This window comes from Escherichia sp. B1147 (assembly GCF_001660175.1).
Taxonomy (GTDB): domain Bacteria; phylum Pseudomonadota; class Gammaproteobacteria; order Enterobacterales; family Enterobacteriaceae; genus Escherichia; species Escherichia whittamii.
Map to the genome: position 1 here is coordinate 120881 of NZ_LFHY01000018.1, position 24639 is coordinate 145519.

Genomic DNA, 24639 nt, shown 5'->3' on the forward strand with positions numbered 1-24639 from the left:
ATTTAGGGCAACAGTAAGTTCCCCCATATAGTCATTTGCCTGATTGACAGTGTAGTGCAAACGGTGGAAATAAGCCTTTAGAGGTAATAAAAATAATTTATAAGGTTAATTATTTGATTTTGTTGTTTTTAAGGGGGAGGCAACATGAAGGCGTATAACACAATTATTCGCTCATTTTTCAGACATTTGCCATGCTTAATTGTGATGTCATCACGTATTGTCTCGGCCTTTCCCGTTATACTGCCAGAGTAAAGGATGAGTAACATATTTCTGGAGGGGATATGATTCTTGAGCGCGTTGAAATTGTGGGCTTTCGTGGTATCAACCGATTGTCTTTGATGCTGGAGCAAAACAACGTCCTGATTGGGGAGAACGCGTGGGGTAAATCCAGCTTGCTGGACGCCTTAACCCTGCTGTTATCGCCAGAGTCAGACCTCTACCATTTTGAACGCGATGATTTCTGGTTCCCGCCAGGTGATATCAATGGTCGGGAACACCATCTGCATATCATTCTGACCTTTCGCGAATCGCTGCCAGGACGGCATCGTGTACGCCGTTATCGCCCGCTTGAAGCATGCTGGACGCCCTGTACCGATGGCTATCACCGCATTTTTTACCGTCTGGAAGGGGAGAGCGCGGAAGATGGCAGCGTGATGACACTACGCAGCTTTCTCGATAAAGACGGACATCCGATTGATGTCGAGGATATTAACGATCAGGCGCGTCATCTGGTGCGGTTGATGCCGGTTCTGCGTTTGCGTGACGCCCGCTTTATGCGCCGCATTCGCAATGGAACTGTACCAAATGCACCCAATGTGGAAGTCACCGCGCGCCAGTTGGATTTTCTCGCCCGCGAGTTATCCTCGCATCCGCAAAATCTCTCCGATGGGCAGATTCGCCAGGGGCTTTCGGCAATGGTGCAACTGCTTGAGCATTATTTCTCGGAGCAAGGGGCCGGGCAGGCGAGATATCGCTTAATGCGTCGGCGAGCCAGCAATGAGCAACGGAGCTGGCGTTATCTCGATATCATCAACCGGATGATTGACAGACCAGGAGGGCGTTCGTATAGGGTCATTTTACTCGGCCTGTTCGCCACTTTATTGCAGGCAAAAGGGACATTGCGACTGGATAAAGACGCGCGTCCGTTATTGCTAATAGAAGATCCAGAAACCCGCCTGCATCCGATTATGCTTTCCGTTGCCTGGCATCTGTTGAATCTTTTGCCTTTACAACGCATTGCCACCACCAACTCTGGCGAGCTGCTTTCGTTAACCCCAGTGGAACATGTTTGCCGCCTGGTGCGTGAATCTTCTCGCGTTGCCGCCTGGCGTCTGGGGCCAAGTGGCTTGAGCACCGAAGACAGCCGCCGCATCTCTTTTCACATTCGTTTTAATCGTCCGTCATCGCTGTTTGCTCGCTGCTGGTTGCTGGTGGAAGGGGAAACGGAAACCTGGGTTATCAACGAACTGGCGCGCCAGTGTGGACACCATTTCGATGCTGAAGGGATTAAGGTCATTGAGTTTGCCCAGTCCGGATTAAAACCACTGGTTAAATTTGCCCGGCGGATGGGGATTGAGTGGCATGTGTTGGTCGATGGCGATGAAGCCGGGAAGAAATATGCCGCAACGGTACGTAGCCTGCTGAATAACGATCGCGAAGCTGAACGTGAACATTTGACAACGTTACCGGCGCTGGATATGGAACATTTTATGTATCGCCAGGGGTTTTCCGACGTGTTCCATCGCGTGGCGCAGATCCCGGAAAACGTGCCGATGAATTTGCGCAAAGTTATTTCAAAAGCGATCCATCGCTCTTCCAAGCCCGACCTTGCCATTGAAGTTGCTATGGAGGCCGGACGGCGCGGTGTGGAATCTGTGCCTACGTTGCTGAAAAAAATGTTCTCGCGCGTGCTATGGCTGGCTCGTGGCCGGGCTGATTAACCGCGAAACATCATGGCTATCTGAGGCTGAATAGCGTCGAGCATCTCGTAGCGTCGACGGTATTCAGCGCGCTTTTTGCTGGCGATATCCGCAATCTCTTTTCGCGCGATTAGATCGGGAAGCCGGTAATGTCGCTCGACATCGCATTCGCCGCCAACCGATTCCCAGAACGCGTTATAGTCAGCATGGATTTTTCCTTCCTTATCGCGATAACGCAGGCTGCGGTAAATATGTGTTTCATTGCTGACAGCAATAATTTGTTCGACCTGTAAGCGTTGCGCAAAGAGGCAGACCGCTTCCATCACGAGTCGTTTGGGAAATAGCCCGTGGCAGGCTTTCGTCGCATTCTGGATCTGTTGGTGTGGAATTTCCCATTTCGCACCTTGCAGCCCGCCTATAAATAACGTCCTTTTCCCCTGATACTCACACAGTGTAAATGTGATCTCCGCCAGAGGAATACCTTCGCTGTTGCGGAACAGAATTGTGCTGTCACCTTCTTTATCCATTGAGATCATCATGGTCAGTTCAAGGGTGAACTGCTCGCCGTTTTTTCCTTCCAGCTTCGCAAGTTGCAGTCCCGGGGTGTTCAAATATAAGCTGAACTCTTCCGCCGACATGTACGCGCGCAGCAACGCATAATGGTAACGTAACGCCTCCAGCAATTGCTTACGGGACATATTCACGGCAAGGTAAGGGCGGTGCAGGCGAACCGGCAGGCGTGGCTGACGCGTTAACAACGTTCTGAGATTAGGCCAGTGGGAAAGTTCGTTCATCCACTCAACGCTTAAACGCGGCATAATCAAAGAGCGCAGCAAAAATTTCTGACGAAAGCTACGTCGGTGCCAGAATTTACCTGGTCGACACTGTCCGCGTGCCAGACTAAGAAAAAGAGACAGGCTGCTGAGAGATTCAGATGGCGTAAAGGAGCGTTCAGTTAGCTGCGACATATTCATGAAACCAATGGTTATACATGACGCCGATTTCACCATTGCGTATCTTAACCAAACATCAATCGTGTAATTGCTAACGTAAATTTTATATTTTTGTTGATGTTTCGTTGAAGTTGGCAGCCCCGTACGCGCATATGGAGCATTCAGAGTATTTATGAAAAAGCGAAAAAACCTTAAGAAGCGTTACGTTATTGCGCTGGTGATAGTCATCGCCGCGTTGATTGCGTTGTGGAGAACACTCAATGCGCCCGTGCCGACTTATCAGACATTGATCGTGCGCCCTGGTGATTTGCAACAAAGCGTGCTGGCGACCGGAAAACTGGACGCGCTGCGTAAGGTTGACGTGGGCGCGCAGGTCAGCGGTCAGTTGAAAACGCTGTCGGTGGCGATTGGCGATAAAGTGAAAAAAGATCAGCTTTTAGGGGTTATTGATCCTGAACAGGCGGAAAACCAGATCAAGGAAGTGGAAGCGACACTGATGGAGTTGCGTGCGCAAAGGCAACAGGCAGAAGCTGAACTGAAACTGGCACGGGTGACATACTCACGCCAGCAACGACTGGCGCAAACGCAAGCAGTTTCGCAACAAGATCTCGACACCGCAGCGACGGAGATGGCCGTTAAACAGGCGCAAATAGGGACTATCGACGCGCAAATCAAACGGAATCAGGCGTCTCTCGACACGGCGAAAACGAATCTCGATTACACCCGCATCGTTGCTCCGATGGCAGGTGAAGTCACGCAAATCACCACTCTGCAAGGGCAGACGGTAATTGCCGCACAACAAGCGCCAAACATTCTGACCCTGGCGGATATGAGTACCATGCTGGTGAAAGCGCAGGTGTCGGAAGCGGATGTCATTCACCTGAAACCAGGTCAAAAAGCCTGGTTCACCGTGCTCGGCGATCCGCTGACGCGCTACGAAGGGCAGATTAAAGATGTGCTGCCGACGCCAGAAAAGGTCAACGACGCCATTTTCTACTACGCCCGTTTTGAAGTGCCAAATCCCAATGGTTTACTGCGCCTGGATATGACTGCGCAGGTCCACATTCAACTCACTGATGTGAAAAACGTACTCACTATTCCGTTGTCGGCTCTGGGGGATTCGGTTGGCGATAACCGTTATAAAATCAAACTGCTGCGTAATGGCGAAATACGCGAGCGCGAAGTGACGATTGGCGCGCGCAACGATACCGATGTTGAGATTGTCAAAGGGCTGGAAGCGGGCGATGAAGTGGTGATTGGTGAGGCCAAACCAGGAGCTGCACAATGACGCCTTTGCTCGAACTAAAGGATATTCGCCGTAGCTATCCCGCTGGAGACGAGCAGGTTGAGGTGCTAAAGGGCATCAGCCTGGATATTTATGCCGGTGAGATGGTAGCAATTGTCGGCGCGTCGGGCTCCGGTAAATCGACCCTGATGAATATCCTCGGTTGCCTGGATAAAGCGACCAGTGGGATCTATCGCGTTGCCGGCCAGGATGTTGCCATGCTGGACGCCGATGCGCTGGCGCAGCTTCGTCGCGAGCATTTCGGCTTTATTTTCCAGCGTTATCATTTGCTCTCACATTTAACCGCCGAACAAAACGTCGAAGTTCCCGCCGTCTATGCCGGACTTGAGCGTAAACAGCGATTGCTGCGTGCTCAGGAGTTGCTGCAACGACTGGGACTGGAAGAACGGCTAGATTATTACCCTGCCCAGCTTTCCGGTGGCCAGCAGCAACGTGTCAGTATTGCTCGGGCGTTAATGAACGGTGGGCAGGTGATCCTCGCCGATGAACCTACCGGCGCACTGGACAGCCATTCAGGCGAAGAGGTGATGGCGATATTGCATCAGTTGCGCGATCGCGGACACACGGTGATTATCGTTACCCACGATCCACAGGTTGCGGCTCAGGCGGAGCGGGTGATCGAAATTCGTGACGGTGAAATCGTGCGTAACCCTCCCGCCATTGAAAAGGTGAATACCGACACGGGGGCGGAACCGATAGTCAAAACAGCGTCTGGCTGGCGGCAGTTCGTCAGCGGTTTTAACGAGGCGCTGACGATGGCGTGGCGGGCGCTGGCAGCGAATAAAATGCGCACCTTACTGACAATGCTGGGGATTATTATTGGTATTGCGTCGGTGGTTTCTATCGTCGTAGTAGGCGACGCGGCTAAACAAATGGTACTGGCAGATATTCGCTCCATCGGCACCAACACCATTGATGTCTATCCCGGGAAAGATTTTGGCGATGACGATCCGCAATATCAGCAGGCGCTAAAGTACGATGATTTAGTCGCCATACAAAAACAACCGTGGGTCGCCTCTGCCACGCCCGCTGTCTCGCAAAACCTGCGCCTGCGTTATAACAATGTTGATGTTGCCGCCAGCGCCAACGGTGTGAGCGGCGATTATTTCAATGTCTATGGCATGACCTTCAGCGAAGGGAGCACCTTTAATCAGGAGCAACTGAACGGCCGCGCACAGGTGGTGGTTCTCGACAGTAACACCCGACGCCAGCTTTTCCCGCATAAGGCCACTGTGATTGGTGAGGTCATTCTGGTTGGTAATATGCCAGCGAGAGTTATTGGCGTGGCGGAAGAGAAACAGTCGATGTTTGGCAGTAGTAAAGTGCTGCGTGTCTGGTTGCCTTACAGCACCATGTCCGGGCGGGTTATGGGCCAGTCGTGGCTGAACTCCATCACTGTAAGAGTAAAAGAAGGTTATGACAGCACCGAAGCGGAACAACAACTCACCCGTTTGTTGTCGCTGCGCCACGGCAAAAAAGACTTCTTTACCTGGAATATGGACGGCGTCTTGAAAACAGTCGAAAAAACCACACGTACTTTACAACTGTTTCTGACGCTGGTGGCGGTGATTTCGCTGGTGGTGGGCGGCATTGGCGTCATGAATATTATGCTGGTGTCGGTGACGGAGCGGACGCGGGAAATTGGTATTCGCATGGCTGTTGGCGCGCGTGCCAGCGACGTTCTGCAACAATTTCTGATTGAAGCTGTGCTGGTTTGTCTGGTGGGCGGTGCGATGGGGATAATGCTGTCGCTGTTAATTGCCTTCATCCTACAGCTTTTTTTACCCGGTTGGGAGATAGGCTTTTCTCCACTTGCGTTGCTGCTGGCGTTTTTATGCTCAACCATTACGGGCATTTTATTTGGCTGGCTACCTGCACGAAATGCGGCACGGTTGGATCCAGTGGATGCTTTGGCGCGAGAGTGATTTTTGAGATAAAAATGCCAGCCGATCGGGCTGGCATTTTGCCTTTAGGATGTACACAATGAGACAGAAGAGCTATGCGACTGCTACTTCTACTTCGACGGGCACAATAACACTGGCGTGATTGCCTTTTGGCCCTTGGTGGACATCAAACTGAACGGGTTGCCCAGCTTTTAGCGTTCTGTAACCATCCATCTGAATGGTGGAATAATGAGCGAAAATATCTTCGCCACCGCCTTCAGGGCAGATGAAACCGAACCCTTTGGCATTGTTGAACCACTTAACAGTACCCTTTTCCATGCTTCGACATCCTTCGCAAATCTTATACAAGTAAGATGGAATAAACCGGGGTCAGAGAGGGGGCAGTTCAAAACCTCGCCAACTCTAGAAATACAATTTAGAGAAATGGGGCGAGTCGTCAAGCGTTTGACAGGGGCCAGGGGGTAGGTATGCATCAAAAATTTGAAGCAGTTAACGCTATTGACAGTAATGTCACTGATGTCGCTTATACCAACGATAGATGATAATTATCTATCATGTGGAGTAGATTGGTCAGGCAAATATGCTCTTGTCAGCGGCAGAGCGTTCTGCCGGTAACCGTAACCGAAGATGATAACTGACAATGGGTAAAACGAACGACTGGCTGGACTTTGATCAACTGGCGGAAGAAAAAGTTCGCGACGCGCTAAAACCGCCATCTATGTATAAAGTGATATTAGTCAATGATGATTACACTCCAATGGAGTTTGTTATTGACGTGTTACAAAAATTCTTTTCTTATGATGTAGAACGTGCAACGCAATTGATGCTTGCTGTTCACTACCAGGGGAAGGCCATTTGCGGAGTCTTTACCGCTGAGGTTGCAGAAACCAAAGTGGCGATGGTGAACAAGTACGCAAGGGAGAACGAGCATCCATTGCTGTGTACGCTGGAAAAAGCCTGAATGCAGGTATAAAAATTGGGGGAGGTGCCTATGCTCAATCAAGAACTGGAACTCAGTTTAAACATGGCTTTCGCCAGAGCGCGCGAGCACCGTCATGAGTTTATGACCGTCGAGCACTTGTTACTGGCATTGCTCAGTAACCCATCGGCCCGGGAGGCGCTGGAAGCGTGTTCCGTGGACCTGGTTGCGCTCCGACAGGAACTGGAAGCCTTTATTGAACAAACCACACCTGTTCTGCCTGCCAGTGAAGAGGAGCGCGACACGCAGCCGACCTTGAGTTTTCAGCGTGTATTGCAGCGCGCGGTCTTCCATGTTCAGTCCTCCGGTCGTAGTGAGGTTACCGGTGCGAATGTTCTGGTCGCTATCTTTAGCGAGCAGGAGTCGCAGGCGGCGTATCTGTTGCGCAAACATGAAGTCAGCCGTCTTGATGTGGTGAACTTTATTTCTCATGGCACGCGTAAAGACGAGCCATCTCAGTCTTCTGAACCCGGAAACCAGCCGAGCAGTGAAGAACAAGCTGGTGGGGAGGACCGTATGGAGAATTTCACGACTAACCTGAACCAGCTTGCACGCGTGGGTGGAATTGACCCGCTGATTGGTCGTGAGAAGGAACTGGAACGCGCCATTCAGGTTCTCTGCCGCCGCCGTAAAAACAACCCGCTGCTGGTTGGGGAGTCTGGCGTCGGTAAAACTGCCATTGCTGAAGGTCTTGCCTGGCGAATTGTTCAGGGCGATGTGCCGGAAATTATGGCTGATTGTACGATTTACTCTCTCGATATTGGCTCCCTGTTAGCAGGCACCAAATATCGCGGCGACTTTGAAAAACGGTTTAAAGCGTTGCTCAAACAGCTGGAACAGGATACTAACAGCATCCTGTTTATCGATGAGATCCATACCATCATCGGAGCGGGCGCAGCATCAGGCGGTCAGGTGGATGCGGCTAACCTGATCAAACCGTTGCTCTCCAGCGGTAAAATTCGCGTGATTGGGTCGACGACGTATCAGGAGTTCAGCAACATTTTCGAGAAAGACCGTGCACTGGCGCGCCGCTTCCAGAAAATTGATATTACTGAACCGTCGGTCGAAGAAACTGTTCAAATCATCAATGGCCTGAAACCGAAGTACGAAGCGCACCACGATGTGCGTTATACCGCGAAAGCGGTGCGTGCGGCGGTGGAGCTGGCGGTGAAATACATTAACGATCGCCATCTGCCGGACAAAGCGATTGACGTTATCGACGAAGCGGGCGCTCGCGCACGTTTGATGCCGGTAAGTAAGCGCAAGAAAACGGTGAATGTGGCGGATATCGAGTCCGTGGTAGCCCGTATCGCACGTATTCCAGAGAAGAGTGTTTCTCAGAGTGACCGCGATACGCTGAAAAACCTTGGCGATCGCCTGAAAATGTTGGTCTTCGGTCAGGATAAAGCCATCGAGGCGCTTACCGAAGCCATCAAGATGGCGCGTGCAGGTTTAGGTCACGAACATAAACCGGTCGGTTCGTTCCTGTTTGCTGGTCCAACCGGGGTCGGGAAAACCGAGGTGACGGTACAGCTTTCGAAAGCTTTGGGCATTGAGCTTCTGCGCTTTGATATGTCCGAGTATATGGAACGTCATACCGTCAGTCGTCTGATTGGCGCGCCTCCAGGATACGTTGGTTTTGATCAGGGCGGTCTGCTGACCGATGCGGTCATCAAGCATCCGCACGCGGTGCTGCTGCTGGATGAAATCGAGAAAGCGCATCCGGACGTGTTCAACATTCTGTTGCAGGTGATGGATAACGGCACGCTGACCGATAACAATGGGCGCAAGGCGGACTTCCGTAACGTGGTACTGGTGATGACCACCAATGCCGGGGTACGTGAAACCGAGCGTAAATCCATTGGTCTTATCCAGCAGGATAACAGCACCGATGCGATGGAAGAGATCAAGAAGATCTTTACGCCGGAGTTCCGTAACCGTCTCGACAATATTATCTGGTTCGATCATCTCTCTACTGATGTGATCCACCAGGTCGTTGATAAGTTTATTGTCGAGTTGCAGGTTCAGTTGGATCAGAAAGGTGTTTCTCTGGAAGTGAGCCAGGAAGCGCGTAACTGGCTGGCTGAGAAAGGTTACGACCGGGCGATGGGTGCACGTCCAATGGCACGTGTGATTCAGGACAACCTGAAAAAACCGCTCGCTAACGAATTGCTGTTTGGTTCGCTGGTGGATGGTGGCCAGGTGACTGTCGCGCTGGATAAAGAGAAAAATGAGCTGACCTACGGGTTCCAGAGTGCACAAAAGCATAAACCGGAAGCCGCGCATTAATCAGCTTGTTAGGTAGGTTGATGAAGTCCGTAATCTCGTCAGGGGTTACGGACTTTTTGTTTATGGGGGGCGAAGGTCCAGACCCTTTTTTTGATGATGATGGTAAGTTATTGATAATTAATGCAGCTGGAAGGTAAGGATAAAAAAGGGTGGCACCAGGAAAATTAGATGGTTTTGCTTTATTAACAACGGGCTAAACGTGTAGTATTTGAGTTCACTGCCGTACAGGCAGCTTAGAAAATCCTGGCGATTCGGTGTGACAGCCGGGAAGAGTTCACTGCCGTACAGGCAGCTTAGAAATCAGCCATTGCGCGTAGCCTCCGCGATAAAATGTTCACTGCCGTACAGGCAGCTTAGAAAAGGCCCACAGGTCGGAGAGGCTTTTCGTCATGGTTCACTGCCGTACAGGCAGCTTAGAAAAGGGGAACATCTCGGAACTGTCGTAGCGATAGGTTCACTGCCGTACAGGCAGCTTAGAAAGTCTCGGGGATACTCCGGGGATACCGAGCAGGGTTCACTGCCGTACAGGCAGCTTAGAAAAGCAGTGGCAGATTGAATAAAAAGCCCCGAGGGTTCACTGCCGTACAGGCAGCTTAGAAATTCCTGTCGCGAAAAAAGACACGTTGTATTCCGTTCACTGCCGTACAGGCAGCTTAGAAAATCGTGCCGTCGTTACCCGGATCCTGCGAGGGGTTCACTGCCGTACAGGCAGCTTAGAAATCCAGAACGCGTGCTTCATTTCGGCTCATCCAGTTCACTGCCGTACAGGCAGCTTAGAAATCAAGCTCTTTCTCAGTCATCTGGCGTTCTACGTCCACTGCCGTACAGGCAGCTTAGAAAGCAGCAATTATAAAAACATGCCTGAGCAACGCGTCCACTGCCGTACAGGCAGCTTAGAAATGCTGTCGTTCAATCTCAAACCGGGTGACCACGTTCACTGCCGTACAGGCAGCTTAGAAAAAGCGATTATGAGTCATGCGATAAATAGTTACGTTCACTGCCGTACAGGCAGCTTAGAAAGCCCGAAGGCATCGTCTCTCAGGTCATGACGATGTTCACTGCCGTACAGGCAGCTTAGAAATGGCAGGGCGTGCCGCCCACCAGCACGTCTGGGTCACTGCCGTACAGGCAGCTTCACAATACGATAATGGTAGACGTTTGGTCGTGTTATGACGCTCTCAACTTCAAACCATTAGCCCCAGCAAACAATAACAATTGTGATAATTGCGATAAAAATCAATTTATCGCACAGAAATCAATGCTGTACTAACCTCGACGTCGTCAAACAAAAATAATCACAGGATGTGTTTATGTCTTCCAAATACCTTACCCCATCTGACCTCAAAGCCATTCTCCACTCTAAGCGAGCCAATATTTATTATCTGGAAAAATGCCGGGTGCAGGTGAATGGTGGGCGGGTTGAGTATGTTACCAGTGAAGGTAAGGAGTCGTACTACTGGAATATCCCCATTGCGAATACCACGGCATTGATGTTGGGGATGGGAACATCCGTTACTCAGGCGGCGATGCGCGAATTTGCCCATGCCGGGGTGATGGTGGGCTTTTGTGGTACGGATGGTACGCCGCTGTATTCGGCAAATGAAGTTGATGTTGATGTCTCCTGGCTCAGTCCGCAAAGCGAATATCGTCCTACTGAATATCTTCAGCAGTGGGTTTCTTTTTGGTTTGCTGAAGATAAACGACTTGCCGCCGCGAAACGTTTTCAGTTAATCCGCCTGACACATATCGATAAGCACTGGACCAGCGCGAAAATGCAGCGTGAACACGCCTTTCAGCCTGATGCTAATGCGCTGCAGACCCTGCTAAATCGTACTCGTGAAGAAATAGATGCGGCAGAAAACCATACGCAGCTTATGCTCGTAGAGGCCAAATTGACCAAAGCACTCTACAAAATAGTGAGTCAAACCGTGGCCTATGGCGACTTTACTCGCGCAAAGCGGGGCGGTGGGATTGATATGGCTAACCGCTTCCTCGATCAGGGGAATTATCTGGCTTACGGCCTGGCAGCAGTGGCAGCGTGGGTAACCGGGATCCCGCACGGTTTAGCAGTAATGCACGGTAAAACACGTCGCGGCGGACTCGTTTTTGACCTCGCCGATCTGATTAAAGATGCCCTGGTTATGCCACAAGCATTTATTGCCGCAATGGCGGGAGAAGATGCTCAGGAGTTTCGTCAACGCTGCATCAGTATCTTTCAACAAGCGGATGCGCTGGATGTCATGATCACCTCTCTGCAGGAAACGGCCCAGGCATTGGCTAAGGCTGACCAATGAATGTCCTGATTATCTCGCGCTGTACGAAAAACGCTCGCGTGGAAAGTTGCCGCATTATTGACCAGTTTGCCGAACGCACCGGTGATGCAGCCTGGCAAACAGTGATCACCATGGAAGGTGTTAATACGTTACGCCGTTTATTGCGCAAAACCGCCCGACGAAATACAGCGGTTGCTTGTCACTGGCTGAAGAAGAATGGGCAAACGGAGTTGATGTGGATTGTCGGTAATATTCGTCGCTTTAATGCTCAGGGCCGCGTTCCCACGAATCGAACAACGCAAACCAGCCTGGTGAACAAGGACGAAAACCGTTGGCAATGCGCGGAGAGCATTGCTCTGCTGGCGGCCATCGCAGGGTTATTTCATGATTTTGGTAAATCAGGGCGCAGCTTTCAGCAAAGCCTGACTCAAAAGAGCGCACGAAGTTATCAACCTTACCGGCATGAATGGATCTCATTGCGGCTTTTCCAGGCGTTTGTTGGTGAACAGTCAGACGATGTTTGGCTGGAGAAACTCGGGGAATTAACGGCTGATGATGAAACTGCGATTCTTGAGCGCCTGCAAAAAGACACACCTCATTTTTCAAATAGTCCATTCAGTTCACTGCAACCACTCGCCAAAACGGTAGGTTGGCTGATCCTTTCCCATCATCGAATGCCGGAGAATCTTTCTCCACAACCAGAACAATCATGCAAAGGCTGTGAAAGTTGGCTGGAGAAGCAACTCAATGCGGACTGGAATGCCATTAACCACCGCAAGAATGACTGGACGCAACAGGATTTCGAGCAAGTCTGGCAGTTTCCGTCAGGAACGCCGCTTCAAAGTGCAAGCTGGCGAGAAAAAGCGCGTCAGATAGCCCGCCGTGCGCGTAACTCCAACGGTTTAAAGGAATGGGGACAGATGGAGCAACTGTTTCCATTACATATGGCGCGTTTTTGCCTGATGCTTGCCGATCATTACTATTCCTCCAGCGACGCGCAGCAAAAATGGCAAGACCCGGATTATATCGTCTGGGCAAACAGCGATCGTCAAAGCGGCGCTCTCAAACAACGGGTAGATGAGCATCTTGTGGGCGTCGCGCATCATGCGTACCTGCTTGGGCGGCAACTGATGCACACACGGGCATCGCTTCCGGCAATTGCCCGGCATAAAGGTTTTAGCCAGCGAGCCTCGGATGCGAAGTATCGCTGGCAAGATAAAGCCTGGGATGTGGCGCGAGCGTTACGTGAACGAAGTCGTGAAGAGGGCTTTTTCGGCGTCAATATGGCCTCGACGGGATGCGGTAAAACCTTTGCTAATGCTCGCATTATGTATGCACTTGCCGATGAGCGCGAAGGGTGCCGCTTTACCGTTGCGCTGGGATTGCGTACGCTGACTTTGCAAACCGGCGATGCTCTACGTAGTCGGCTTGGATTGGGTGAGGATGAGCTGGCTGTATTGATTGGTTCGGCGGCAGTTAAACAACTCTGGCAACAGGAAAAAATAGAGAGTGATTGTGGGAGTGCTTCGCAAGAGTCGCCAGCAGAGGAGCAACAGTTCGTTAAGTACGAAGGTAGCCTGCATACCGGGGCGCTGGACAAATGGTTGCAGGATGACAGCAAACTTAAGGAGCTAGTGAGCGCGCCGATTCTGGTCGCGACGATTGATCATCTCATTTCCGCGACGGAAGGTGTGCGAGGCGGAAAACAGCTTCCGGCGATGTTACGTCTGTTAACCAGCGATTTAGTGCTCGACGAGCCTGATGACTTTGATATTGCCGATCTTCATGCGGTATGCCGTTTGATGAACTGGGCCGGGATGCTGGGAACGCGGGTATTACTCTCCTCGGCGACGCTGCCGCCAGGGCTGATTCAGGCACTGTTCGCGGCTTATCTTGCGGGTCGCAAAATGTGGCAGGCGTCATGTGGTACGAGCGGCAGGCCCGTCAATATCTGCTGTGCCTGGTTTGATGAAAAAGATGCTGATGCAACGCAAATTTGCGATGGGCCAGGGTTTCGTGATGCACATGCAAAATTTGTTGCACGACGAGCGGTGATGCTGGCTGAACAAGAGCGACTGCATTTCGGGCGTATTGCTTCAATTTCACCTGCATTGAGTGCGATACAAGATGTCACCGAAAGTGTGGCCCAGACGGTGCATACGCAAATGCTGAAGTTGCATCAGGCGCATCGCCAGCAGCACGAAAGCGGCAAAACCGTTTCGCTGGGCCTGGTGCGCTTCGCCAATATCAATCCACTGGTTGCAGTGACCAAAGCCCTGATTTCCATTCCATCCCCAGAAGATGTTTGTATTCATTATTGTGTTTACCACTCCCGACATCCGCTGGCGGTGCGTTCAGATATTGAAAAGCGCCTGGACCGTGCTTTTACCCGTCATAACGAACAAGATTTCTGGAACAACGAAGATATTGCTGAAGCCTTATATGAAAGTCCGGAATCGCACCATCTTTTTGTAGTGTTGGGTACATCAGTAATAGAAGTCGGGCGTGACTGGGATGCGGACTGGGGAATTATTGAACCAAGCTCCATGCGTTCGATTATTCAATTTGCCGGACGTATTCAGCGCCACCGCAGAAATGTGCCGACCAGTGAGAATCTGGTTATTTTACGAAGCAATATCAAAGCGTTGCAGAAAAAAGTTCCCGCATTTTGTAAGCCGGGTTTTGAAACAAAAGATCGTTTGCTGAATAGCCAGGATATTTGCGAACTGATTCCGATTGCGGACTACCGGACGATTAACGCCTTGCCGCGGATCCTGTCTGCCAATAATGACAACAAACTGGCGGAGCTTGAGCATAGTCGTTTATCCGCCGAATTGATGAGCAGTAAAAGCAAACATGTGGTAGCGGCGCAATGGTGGCGTGCACCGCTAAGTTGGAACGGCTGGATGCAACGCCAGACGCCATTTCGATATTCCCCTTTGCCGGAGGCCGTGTTTTTTCTGCATATGGATGATGAAGAAAGCGAAGCGCGTTTCTATTCCCATACGGGCGACTACGAGCGTAAAGCGCAAGGGAATTTCAGGCGAGAAGAGGTGAGATGCGCCAGCGGTGTCGCTTGCTGGGGTGTGATGGATTACCAACAAGTTTTGTTGAATTTAGCGGATAAGCAAGGTTGTGAAATACAGCGCGTCGGGGAAATGTTTGCTGAAGTGAGGGTACCGACCAGTGAAGAAGATGCGGTCTATGACTGGCGTTATCACCCCTGGTTGGGCGTGTTTCGTAACCTGTGACGGAGGGCTGGCTGCCTGTACGGCAGTTTACAAGTCCGTATCCGGAGATACCTCTATTTCTTAGCTGCCAACGGCAGTGTGCGAATGTTAGTTGTTAAATCATTGCGTGGCAAATATTTTATGCATGGTAATATCACCATTGGTTATTGCATGGATTTGACTAGATTAAAACGCAGATACCTCTAGGTGAACTATCCATGATTATCACCACGGGCGTTGTCCCTTTTACTGTGTGTGTCGTTGTACTGAAGCCTGGTTGGGCTACGGAGATTTTTCAGTGAAATCAGGGAGCAACTTCAATTTGATGGATTAACGAAAGGAGCCGAAATGGAAAAAACGGCGCTAATACAATTTATCACTGACTACATCGCTTCGCGAAGGCAACCCAAAATCGATGCCTTTGAAAAAGAAGCAGCAAAGCGGTTGGAACAGGGCGAGGACGCCAGCGTTATCGCTCTGGAGCGGCAGGAACTCGAGGCGCGTTACCAGCCTCGTAACTGGTTAATGGATGCGGCGAAGCGTGCCGGGCAAATTAAGTTAGTCACTCATGGCGCTAAATTTAGTCATGGTGATTCTAAAGCCAGCAGCTTTTATCTGGACACCTCCGTTAACGAAAGCTATTTAAACACGGCATCGTTGGCGAATGTTGCTACTGACGCGATTGGCAACGCCGCCGCACTGGACGTCGCAAAACTGCTACAAACCGATGTCAATGGAGATTCACTGCTTGCCAGTATTAAGTGCGGTGATTATCAGGCATTAAGCACGTTTGCAGAGGATGAAGCTCAACTGGAGCAGTGGGTAACTGGGTTTAGCCAGGCATGGACACTTGTACAGCCTGTCAGCCATAAACTGGCAAAACAAATCTATTTCCCTGTCGATGATGGCTATCACCTGTTATGCCCGCTGTTTTCCAGTTCTCTGGCGCAGGCGATGTATGAAAAACTAATTGCCGTGCGTTTTAGCGAGGAATCGAAAGCCATTCGCGATGCCCACAAAGCAGGAAAATGGCACTCCCAGCCAGATATCCGCTTTCCTAATCTTGCCGAAATGCATTTTGGAGGCACAAAACCGCAGAATATCTCTCTGCTCAACAGTGTTCGTGGTGGTCGTATCTGGCTATTACCATCAATGCCCCCCACCTGGTCGACGCAGACTCGTGCACCACACAACATGCACAGTATTTTTGCCTTACGCGGCGATTTCAATCGGGCGGCTTCGGGCATCATAGCCCGGATGACTTATCTGCTGAAGGTTGACATAAACAATGTTCATATCCGTACTGCGCGCGCGAAATATATTGATGAGTTGATTGATCTGCTGTTCATGCAGGCATCCTCTTTTCAGCAAGAAAAATGGCAGGGTTGGTCAGCACAATCACCAGACTTACCACGTCACCAGCAGCTTTGGCTGGACCCGTGGCGAAGCCTGTCAGATGAGGCTTTCAAACTGGAGCGTGAGAAAAACGACTGGCAGAGGACGGTCGCCGATGACTTTGCGCGCTGGCTGAACTATCGCCTGAAAAAAGCCCGTTTCGATGTCGGTGCTGTCGAGCAAAGGGAGTGGCGCAGTCAGTCCCTGTTTACTCAACGGATGCGTGAAATGGAAGCCGTTTTGCAGGAGGCGCTGAAATGAGTTATCTGCTCTTGTTACCCCATATACGCATAGAAAACGCTAACGCCGTCTCCGGGTTGACCTGGGGATTTCCGTCGATGACCCATTTTCTCGGTTATGTTCATGCGCTTTCTCGCAAGGTGGTGGACGAATTTGGCGTGAGTTTTAACGGTTGTGCGGTAGTAAGCCATGAACAGCATATTCAGGCATACAGTTCCGGGCGCGATTTTCAGTTTGCGCTCACCCGTAACCCATTAACCAGAGAAGGTAAAACCGCGTCGTTCAATGAAGAGGGGCGTATGCACCTGACGGTTTCTCTACTTATTGAATGTAATGGTGAAATTACTAATGGTGAATACGGTAGAAAAGCCCTGTGTGACCATCTGAAAGTGCTTTGCCAGAGCCATAAACTGGCGGGTGGCAGCATTGTCAGTATGCGCGAACCGCAGCTTTTTCATGCTCCTGAAGATGAAAAGCAACTGCGTAAAATCATCTGGCGTTTAATGCCTGGTTACGCGCTTTACGATCGCAGCGAATGGCTGGCTGAACATCACCAACAACATCCCGACATATCGTTGCTTGATGCCTGGCTTGATTTTGCCGCCATTAAATATCAGGCCGAATCTCCGGCAGAAGACAACAGCGCACAATGGGTATACCAGCCGAAGCCAATGCCTGGTTTCCTGGTGCCGTTAATGTGCGGTTACCAACGCATATCTCCTGTTTACGCTCCCGGTGAAGTTGAAAATGCGCGCGATACCGTGACGCCATTTGCCTTTGCCGAAGCGGTTTATGGCATTGGCGAATGGCGCGGATTACATCGCATTACTGACTTACAACCGCTGATGTGGCGCTACCGTACAACGGACACTGGTTACTATTGCTCGGCAATACCAGTCGTTGACGACCCTACTACTAATGAAGATGACGATACAGAATAAGGACATAATTATGGCAAAGGCCCCTGTAGCAGTAAAAACGGCGTCAGTACTGGCATTTGAGCGCAAACTGGCAACCTCTGACGCGGTGATGTACGCAGGTAACTGGCAAGGAAATGAATGGCAACCTATTGAGATTCAGGAGAAAGCGGTACGCGGAACCATCTCCAATCGCCTGAAAAACACGATTACCAGCGACCCCACCAAACTGGATGCAGAAATCCAAAAAGCCAACTTGCAGCGGGTAGATGTGGCAGCGCTTCCGGTTGATGCTGATACGCTAAAAGTGATGTTTACGCTGCGCGTGCTGGGTAATTTATCCTCACCTTCAGTATGTAATGATATGGCGTATCAGGAGGCGCTTTCCGACGTTATTGAAGGTTATATCAGCGAACATGGCTTTAAAGAGCTGGCGCTTCGCTATGCCCTGAATCTGGCAAATGGTCGTTTTCTGTGGCGTAACCGTATCGGTGCCGAGCAAATTCAGGTGAAAGTCACCGCGAACAACAAATCATGGACTTTTAACAGCCATGACTTCTCTTTACGTCAATTTGATCAGGGCCAGAGTAGCGTCACAAAACTGGCGTCAACGATTGAACAAGGATTAAGCGGGAAAGAGTGGGTAATGCTTACCGTTGAAGCGCAGGTTCGTCTTGGTGCCGGGCAAGAAGTTTTCCCGTCGCAGGAGCTGGTACTCGACAGCAACAGTAGCAAAAGTCGCGTGTTATATCAGGTGGCTGGCATTGCCGGAATCCACTCTCAGAAGATTGGCAATGCTTTACGTACCATCGATACCTGGCATCCGAAAGTTGATGAATTGGGGGCTATCGCCGTGGAACCTTACGGTTCTGTAACCAGTCGCGGTGTGGCCTGCCGTCAACCGAAAGAAAAACTCGATTTTTATACCTTATTGGATAATTGGGTGACTAAAGGGATGAAACCAGAAGTTGCGCAGCAGCACTACGTGATGGCTGTGCTGATCCGTGGCGGTGTCTTTGGTGAGAAATCGGAATAAGGAGCTGCCAATGGATCACTACCTTGAGATCCGCGTTCTGCCAGATCCTGAATTTTCGAGCGAAATGTTGATGGCGGCGTTATTTGCCAAACTGCATCGGGTATTAGGTGCAAGGGGGCAAGGTGATATCGGCGTGAGTTTCCCGGACGTTAATGTTATGCCTGGAGCGCGTTTACGCTTGCATGGAAGCCCTCAGGCATTGCAGGCGCTTGAAGCCTCAGCGTGGCGTAAAGGACTTACGGATTATTGCCAATGTTCGCCTGTCACTCCCGTTCCAGAAATAAAGGGCTGGCGAGTAGTAAGCCGTGTGCAGGTTAAAAGTAACCCCCAGCGTCTGTTAAGGCGTTCAGTGAAAAAAGGCTGGCTTACTGAAGAACAGGCGATTGAGCGACTGGCGACGCAAGCTGAACAGAGGACCGATTTACCTTTTCTTAATATGAAGAGTTTGTCGAGTCAGCAGCAGTTCAAATTGTTTATCCGACACGGGGATTTGCTTACGGAACCGGTTAAAGGGGGATTCAGTAGTTATGGATTAAGCGCAACCGCCACTATTCCCTGGTTTTGATTGGTTAGCTGTAATGTATAAAAGACCTGGCCTTACAGTCAGGTCTTTTTGTCTATTGAAAGACTCCTCCAGGCTGGAAATGGCATAAAGAATTCAATACCCAACACTTTCATCAGCATACGGATATTATTTTAAATAAAGTGTCCGCAATTGATTATGCGTATTAATTTATCTTCTAAACACATCAAATAACGCCGAATAGTAAACAAGGTAAATATTTATATGGGTATTTTTTGTTTGTTATGTGTTATTGATAATTTGATTTGAATCACGAAAACAACTTGTTTACATTGCGATAGAAAATGTAATTTGCGAAATTTATTTCCGAGAGGAGAGAGACTCTCAATCACCTGGAATAAATTAGTTAAGGAATAGACTATGAAACGTTCAATTATTGCAGTTGCAGTATTATCTTCTCTTTTTATGAGTGCAGGGGCTTTTGCAGAGGAGGGGAGTGAACAGGGTGAGTTAGTTATTACCGGTAATGTAGTCGGGACTACTTGCCAATTTATCGGAAATAGCCAGGCCACTATTGCTATGAACGATATTGGTGCAGATCAATTTAAAGACCAAAGTGCCGGATTTATCTATAATGGTTATTCAAATAAAACAACTGTGCCGTTGACGGTGAAATGTACAGGAGACGAGGCACCCAGAATTACGTTTTCCAGAAGTCAGTTTGATGCAAATCGTAGCGATATCACCATTAATACAGCGGCAAACCCAAATGGTGCTGGTTTTGCTGTCTACTATGAGAGTGCAGATGGGCAACCTCAAAAGATTGAAGGTGATAAAAGTATTGCGTTAGAAAAAAATAGCTCTAATGAATATACATTAAATTTCAGCGCGAAATATGCTCAATCAGGTAGTTCGGTGACTGCTGGACCGGTTAACTCTGCTCTGACAATGACTGTCGTGACAGATTAATACTGTGTTTATCGGCGACTGCGGTCGCCGATTTCTCAAACAAGGATTGTTATCATGAAAAAATTAATAGCCTTCTTGCTAGCTGGCATGGTCACGCCTGCGTGGGGCGGCGTTTATATCTACGGCACTCGCGTTATTTATCCAGAACAAAAAAAAGAGATTACCGTTCAGTTAATGAATGAAGGTAATCGTAGCGCCCTGGTTCAGTCATGGATTGATGATGGCGATACCAGCCTGCCCCCAGAAAAAATTCATGTTCCGTTCGTGCTGACGCCACCAGTGGCTCACGTAAAAGAGGGCGAGGGGCAACAACTCAAAATCAAAAAATTGGCGAATACCCTACCTAAAGATCGCGAAAGCCTGTTCTTCCTTAATGTGCTAGACATCCCACCTAATTGCCCCGAATTAGAAGATAAGAATGGCATAAAATTCGCCATGCAGAACCGTATTAAATTTATCTACCGCCCAGAGGGACTTACTGGTGTGGATAAAGAAAGTTTTCGTCGTCTGAGTATTAAACATGCCACTGGCGGCATTAATATTAAAAACAACTCCGCAAACTGGATAACTATTCCTGAGTTGAGTGGGAATGTAAAGATAAATAAGGAAACGTTGTTGTTAGCACCCTGGTCAGATAAGTCTATTTCCACTGCCTCTGTTATCAATCAATATACAATTACGCTTATTGATGATAATGGAAACTATTTGAGTGAAAAAGTAAAAACTGTCAAATAGATCAGGGATTGATTATGTCTAAACTTAATTCTATTACACTGGCTATTCTGTCGGTGTTGGCAACGTCATCTGCATGGGCTAAAGATGAAACATTTGACACCCATTTTATGATTGGCGGATTAAATGGGGAAAAAATTTCTGACTATCATATTAATAGTGATAAGCCGATGCCCGGTATCTATGATATGGATGTTTACCTGAATAATCAGTGGCGCGGACACTATAATGTCGATATTAAAGATAATCCGGATGCTACATGTCTATCCTGGGATCAGTTAAAGCAAATAGGGATCCTCACTGAAGGAATTAGTGTCGATAAAAGCATTGAATGTGTACCACTTCGGGATGCAGTACAGGGAGGCCGCGTCGACTATGATATTGGGCATTTCAACCTGAAGTTAAGTGTACCCCAGGCCTATGTCGTTGAGTATGAACGCGGATATGTCCCGCCTGAGGCATGGGATCGCGGGATTAACGCATTATATACTTCTTATTATGCCAGTCAGTATTACAGCAATTATAAGCATGGAGGAGATAATAAAAGTAGCTATTTAAATCTGAACAGTGGGTTAAATCTCCTGGGCTGGCAGTTGCATTCAAATGCCAATTATACGAAAAGTGACGAGAGCAGCGGTAAATGGAAGAGTAACACGTTATATCTGGAGCGCGGAATTTCACAAATACTTGGCACATTGCGTGCGGGTGAAATGTATACCGGTTCTGATGTTTTTGACTCAGTGCGTTTTCGCGGTGTACGCCTTTGGCGCGATATGCAAATGTTGCCGAACTCTAAACAGAATTTTACTCCTGTGGTGCGCGGAGTTGCCCAGAGTAACGCACTTGTCACTATCGAACAAAATGGCTTTGTGATTTACCAGAAAGAGGTTCCGCCAGGACCATTCGCCATTGATGATTTGCAACTTGCTGGTGGTGGTGCAGATCTGGAAGTTACCGTTAAAGAAGCTGACGGTTCGGTTTCGCGTTATCGTGTACCTTATTCATCGGTGCCAAATATGTTGCAACCGGGCGTTTCGAAATATGAATTTGCTGCCGGACGTAGCCGTATTGAGGGAGCCAGCAATCAGTCGGATTTTATTCAGGGAAGCTATCAGTATGGTCTTAATAATTTGCTGACACTGTATGCTGGCACGCAGCTGTCTGATAATTACTCATCGTTTGTTCTCGGCACAGGATGGAATACACCGATTGGTGCTGTATCGGTTGATTTTACCCATTCACACAGTGAGCAAGATAACGGTGATGTATTTAATGGTCAAAGTTATCAGGTTGCCTGGAACAAATATCTCTCACAGAGTGGGACGCAATTTTCTCTGGCTGCATGGCGTTACTCTTCTCGGGATTATCGTACTTTTAACGATCACGTGTGGGCAAATAACAGGAATAGATATAATCGCGAAGATGACTCAGTTTATGATATTGCCGACTATTATCAGTATGATTTCGGTCGTAAGAACAGCTTTTCTGTCAACATAAACCAGTCATTACCGGAAAAGTGGGGATATTTATCGGTCAGCGGTCAATGGCGGGATTATTGGGAACGCGATGGGACAGGGAAAGATTATCAACTCAGCTATTCGAATTCCTGGGAACGCCTTAGTTATACCTTGTCTGTTAGCCAGACCTACGATGAAGATAACCGCGAAGATAGGCGCATTAACTTATATTTCTCAATTCCCTTCTCGTGGGGCGATGGAATCACTGAAGAACGACGAGATTTATTTGTTTCTAACTCGACCACTTTTGATAAAGACGGCTACCGGTCGAATAATACCAGCCTCAACGGTGTAGCGGGGAGTCGCGATCAGTTCAGCTACGGGGCTAACTTAAGCCATCAACACCAGGGCAGCGAAACAACAGCAGGTGGAAACCTAACCTGGCGTGCGCCATTGGCGACTATTGGTGGCAGCTATAGCCAGTCGAAAAGATATCAACAGATTAGCGGTAATATTCAAGGCGGTTTAGTCGCGTGGTCGGACGGGGTTGCACTGGCTCCCAGACTTTCCGATACGTTCGCTATTGTCAAAGCGCCGGGGCTGGAGGGAGCGGCGGTGCAGGGATATCGTTACCTGACCACGGATAGCAAAGGCTACGCTATTTATGACAACCTGACGCCGTATCGTGAAAACACGTTGCTGTTGGATATTGCAGACAGTAAAAACGATGTGGCGCTTCTGGGTAACCGCAAAAGCACCGTTCCATATCGTGGTGCGGTAGTGATGACGCAGTTTGAGACTGATAAACGCAAACCCTGGTATTTCCTCTCCCAACGTCCTGATGGCTCTCCGTTGCCGTTTGGTTATGAGGTTGAAGATGAAAGCGGCAATAATGTGGGCTTAGTTGGACAGGGAAGTCGGATATTTATTCGCACCAATGATGTTCCCGCGTCGATTCGCGTCTCGGTTAATAAACAGCAGGAACAATTCTGCACTATTACCTTTGATAACGTTATTAATGAGAATAAAGTTTATATTTGTCGTTAAAGGATTTGTTTATGAAGAAATATTGGTTTTTGTTTTTACTGGTGTTTCCATTTTTTGGGCAGGCTAAATGTACCCTGGGGCCTAATACAACAGCAAGCCAAACGATAGAACTAGATATGGCACAAGATACGGTAACGGCTGTAATTAATACAAATTTAGTTGATGCGTTCACATGTAATGCAACAAGCGATAAAATGTATTATGCAACACCGTTAAAAGATTATATCGTTGAACTTAGAGAGTCGGATTCGGGGAAGTCAATTTTTATGAAATTTAACCTTGAGAGTAGTAGTTTTCCTGTTTCTACTGGAACTGATTCCTTGAGTTCTTCTCCAAAAGAATATAACACTCAGGATGTTATAAATACCAAGCCGTTCACTCTTAAGGCCGAATATGTAGGGCCAACGAGTAAAGTCGACCATACAATAACCACCAATATCGACAAGATAACCATTCCGCGCCCCGCTATTAGCATACTAACAGATAACTCTTGCAATAATAATATCATATCATGGCTTTTATGTTGGGTTACTGGGCGACTAAATAGTGATGTTTCTTATACTCAGAATATAGAATTTAGCATCAAACACAAACCCACAACCTGTAGTTTCTCGCAACAGACTTATGAAATAAGAATGCCAGAAACAACGATAAGTGAGATGCAATCTGCCAATAACACAAAATCAGGTTCTATAGATCTGGTTTTAAATTGCAACAGTGTTTATAACGTCACGACTAATCCAGTAAGTTTTAAAGTTGCGCGTGGTGAATGGGATGATAGTGGAACAATACTGAAAAATACATTACCCGATGGTGCTAAGGGGGTTGGGTTCCAGATTTATAATGGTAACGCAACGACACCGTTAAAGTTAGGCGATACTCTAATGAACAAACTAACTAAAATGGCGGCCATTGAGAATCAGTACACTTTCCCGATTACCGCGAAATATGTCCGCGTGAAGGAGGAAGCACTACAGCCTGGAGAAGTCCAAAGCAAAGCGATATTTGCCGTATCTTACGACTAATGGGTATGGTGATCAGCCACTGATTTTCACGTACTTTCGAAGAGGAAGTACGTGTTTTTTATTTAAGGCGTTCAATACTTAAAAAGCCCGTACTTACGTACGAGCTCTTCTTAAAATATGGCGGTGAGGCGGGGATTGACTCGCTTCGCTCGCCCTGCGGGCAGCCCGTTCACTGCGTTCGCGGTCTGTCCAACTGGCTGCCGCCAGTTGTCGAACCCGGGTCCGGGCTTCTCATCCCCGCCAGGCTGTGCAACATGCGAAAAAAAAGCCCGTACTTTCGTACGAGCTCTTCTTAAAATATGGCGGTGAGGCGGGGATTGACTCGCTTCGCTCGCCCTGCGGGCAGCCCGTTCACTGCGTTCGCGGTCTGTCCAACTGGCTGCCGCCAGTTGTCGAACCCGGGTCCGGGCTTCTCATCCCCGCCAGGCTGTGCAACATGCGAAAA

At 49.0% G+C, this 24639-nt stretch carries 18 protein-coding genes and 1 CRISPR repeat array; of the genes, 16 read left to right on the forward strand and 2 right to left on the reverse strand.

From position 1 onward, the window contains the following. Positions 1-281 precede the first annotated feature (281 nt). Positions 282-1940 (forward strand): ATP-dependent endonuclease, encoded by a 1659-nt coding sequence (locus A9180_RS19375; protein WP_064530175.1) that lies wholly within the window; start codon positions 282-284, stop codon positions 1938-1940. On the opposite strand, the gene A9180_RS19380 is transcribed toward A9180_RS19375, so the two are convergent. Beyond that, complete coding sequence (locus tag A9180_RS19380; protein ID WP_149025982.1) at positions 1937-2893, reverse strand: VirK/YbjX family protein; 957 nt, start codon at positions 2891-2893, stop codon at positions 1937-1939. The two genes, A9180_RS19375 and A9180_RS19380, sit on opposite strands and share 4 nt — an antisense overlap. A gap of 151 nt (positions 2894-3044) precedes the next feature. Between A9180_RS19380 and macA the strand changes: the two genes are divergently transcribed. Both macA and macB read left to right on the forward strand, forming a co-directional pair. Next, positions 3045-4160 carry a macrolide transporter subunit MacA gene (gene macA / locus A9180_RS19385; RefSeq protein ID WP_064530177.1) on the forward strand — a complete coding sequence of 372 codons (1116 nt, stop codon included), beginning with the start codon at positions 3045-3047 and terminating at the stop codon, positions 4158-4160. Further along, positions 4157-6103, forward strand: coding sequence for a macrolide ABC transporter ATP-binding protein/permease MacB (gene macB / locus A9180_RS19390; RefSeq protein WP_064530178.1), 1947 nt, complete (start codon positions 4157-4159; stop codon positions 6101-6103). Before macA ends, macB begins: the two co-directional genes overlap by 4 nt. Before the next feature lie 72 nt (positions 6104-6175). Here the strand turns inward: macB and cspD are convergent, their stop codons facing one another. Next, the gene (gene cspD / locus A9180_RS19395; protein ID WP_064530179.1) at positions 6176-6400 is read right to left on the reverse strand and encodes a cold shock-like protein CspD; all 225 of its coding nucleotides are present in this window, start codon (positions 6398-6400) and stop codon (positions 6176-6178) included. Between the two features lie 149 nt (positions 6401-6549). On the opposite strand from cspD, the gene A9180_RS24655 reads away from it, so the two are divergent. From A9180_RS24655 to A9180_RS19455, 13 genes are all read left to right on the forward strand, one after another. Next, positions 6550-6624, forward strand: coding sequence for a hypothetical protein (locus A9180_RS24655; protein WP_214251107.1), 75 nt, complete (start codon positions 6550-6552; stop codon positions 6622-6624). 98 nt (positions 6625-6722) lie between these two features. Beyond that, positions 6723-7043, forward strand: a complete 321-nt coding sequence (gene clpS / locus A9180_RS19400) for an ATP-dependent Clp protease adapter ClpS (RefSeq protein ID WP_000520781.1) — start codon at positions 6723-6725, stop codon at positions 7041-7043. Between the two features lie 30 nt (positions 7044-7073). After that, complete coding sequence (gene clpA / locus A9180_RS19405; protein WP_064530180.1) at positions 7074-9350, forward strand: ATP-dependent Clp protease ATP-binding subunit ClpA; 2277 nt, start codon at positions 7074-7076, stop codon at positions 9348-9350. 212 nt (positions 9351-9562) lie between these two features. Next, positions 9563-10490: direct repeats of the CRISPR family, unit length 28 nt; unit sequence GTTCACTGCCGTACAGGCAGCTTAGAAA. Between the two features lie 170 nt (positions 10491-10660). Further along, positions 10661-11644: a type I-F CRISPR-associated endonuclease Cas1f gene (cas1f, locus tag A9180_RS19410; protein WP_064530181.1), complete on the forward strand. Its 984-nt coding sequence runs from the start codon at positions 10661-10663 to the stop codon at positions 11642-11644. Continuing rightward, a complete protein-coding gene (cas3f, locus tag A9180_RS19415; RefSeq protein WP_064530182.1) occupies positions 11641-14874 on the forward strand; it encodes a type I-F CRISPR-associated helicase Cas3f in 3234 nt (1077 codons plus the stop codon). The genes cas1f and cas3f overlap by 4 nt, the downstream gene beginning before the upstream one ends. Positions 14875-15201: 327 nt before the next feature. Continuing rightward, entirely contained in the window at positions 15202-16509 is a 1308-nt protein-coding gene (gene csy1 / locus A9180_RS19420; protein WP_064530183.1) for a type I-F CRISPR-associated protein Csy1, read from the forward strand. After that, positions 16506-17429: a type I-F CRISPR-associated protein Csy2 gene (gene csy2, locus A9180_RS19425; RefSeq protein ID WP_064530184.1), complete on the forward strand. Its 924-nt coding sequence runs from the start codon at positions 16506-16508 to the stop codon at positions 17427-17429. Before csy1 ends, csy2 begins: the two co-directional genes overlap by 4 nt. Before the next feature lie 10 nt (positions 17430-17439). Next, positions 17440-18441, forward strand: a complete 1002-nt coding sequence (gene csy3 / locus A9180_RS19430) for a type I-F CRISPR-associated protein Csy3 (RefSeq protein WP_064530185.1) — start codon at positions 17440-17442, stop codon at positions 18439-18441. Between the two features lie 10 nt (positions 18442-18451). Next, entirely contained in the window at positions 18452-19006 is a 555-nt protein-coding gene (cas6f, locus tag A9180_RS19435; RefSeq protein WP_064530186.1) for a type I-F CRISPR-associated endoribonuclease Cas6/Csy4, read from the forward strand. A 378-nt stretch (positions 19007-19384) separates the two neighbouring features. Next, positions 19385-19933: a fimbrial protein YehD gene (gene yehD, locus A9180_RS19440; protein WP_064530187.1), complete on the forward strand. Its 549-nt coding sequence runs from the start codon at positions 19385-19387 to the stop codon at positions 19931-19933. A 54-nt stretch (positions 19934-19987) separates the two neighbouring features. After that, entirely contained in the window at positions 19988-20668 is a 681-nt protein-coding gene (locus tag A9180_RS19445; RefSeq protein WP_064530188.1) for a fimbrial assembly chaperone, read from the forward strand. Positions 20669-20682: 14 nt separating this feature from the next. Further along, positions 20683-23169, forward strand: coding sequence for a fimbrial biogenesis outer membrane usher protein (locus A9180_RS19450; RefSeq protein WP_064530189.1), 2487 nt, complete (start codon positions 20683-20685; stop codon positions 23167-23169). Between the two features lie 11 nt (positions 23170-23180). Continuing rightward, positions 23181-24194 (forward strand): fimbrial protein, encoded by a 1014-nt coding sequence (locus tag A9180_RS19455; RefSeq protein WP_064530190.1) that lies wholly within the window; start codon positions 23181-23183, stop codon positions 24192-24194. Positions 24195-24639 lie beyond the last annotated feature (445 nt).

Coding starts and splice junctions, on each gene's coding strand:
- A9180_RS19375 (WP_064530175.1), top strand. CDS start 282: ATGATTCTTGAGCGCGTTGAAATTGTGGGCTTTCGTGGTATCAACCGA.
- A9180_RS19380 (WP_149025982.1), bottom strand. CDS start 2,893: ATGAATATGTCGCAGCTAACTGAACGCTCCTTTACGCCATCTGAATCT.
- macA (WP_064530177.1), top strand. CDS start 3,045: ATGAAAAAGCGAAAAAACCTTAAGAAGCGTTACGTTATTGCGCTGGTG.
- macB (WP_064530178.1), top strand. CDS start 4,157: ATGACGCCTTTGCTCGAACTAAAGGATATTCGCCGTAGCTATCCCGCT.
- cspD (WP_064530179.1), bottom strand. CDS start 6,400: ATGGAAAAGGGTACTGTTAAGTGGTTCAACAATGCCAAAGGGTTCGGT.
- clpS (WP_000520781.1), top strand. CDS start 6,723: ATGGGTAAAACGAACGACTGGCTGGACTTTGATCAACTGGCGGAAGAA.
- clpA (WP_064530180.1), top strand. CDS start 7,074: ATGCTCAATCAAGAACTGGAACTCAGTTTAAACATGGCTTTCGCCAGA.
- cas1f (WP_064530181.1), top strand. CDS start 10,661: ATGTCTTCCAAATACCTTACCCCATCTGACCTCAAAGCCATTCTCCAC.
- cas3f (WP_064530182.1), top strand. CDS start 11,641: ATGAATGTCCTGATTATCTCGCGCTGTACGAAAAACGCTCGCGTGGAA.
- csy1 (WP_064530183.1), top strand. CDS start 15,202: ATGGAAAAAACGGCGCTAATACAATTTATCACTGACTACATCGCTTCG.
- csy2 (WP_064530184.1), top strand. CDS start 16,506: ATGAGTTATCTGCTCTTGTTACCCCATATACGCATAGAAAACGCTAAC.
- csy3 (WP_064530185.1), top strand. CDS start 17,440: ATGGCAAAGGCCCCTGTAGCAGTAAAAACGGCGTCAGTACTGGCATTT.
- cas6f (WP_064530186.1), top strand. CDS start 18,452: ATGGATCACTACCTTGAGATCCGCGTTCTGCCAGATCCTGAATTTTCG.
- yehD (WP_064530187.1), top strand. CDS start 19,385: ATGAAACGTTCAATTATTGCAGTTGCAGTATTATCTTCTCTTTTTATG.
- A9180_RS19445 (WP_064530188.1), top strand. CDS start 19,988: ATGAAAAAATTAATAGCCTTCTTGCTAGCTGGCATGGTCACGCCTGCG.
- A9180_RS19450 (WP_064530189.1), top strand. CDS start 20,683: ATGTCTAAACTTAATTCTATTACACTGGCTATTCTGTCGGTGTTGGCA.
- A9180_RS19455 (WP_064530190.1), top strand. CDS start 23,181: ATGAAGAAATATTGGTTTTTGTTTTTACTGGTGTTTCCATTTTTTGGG.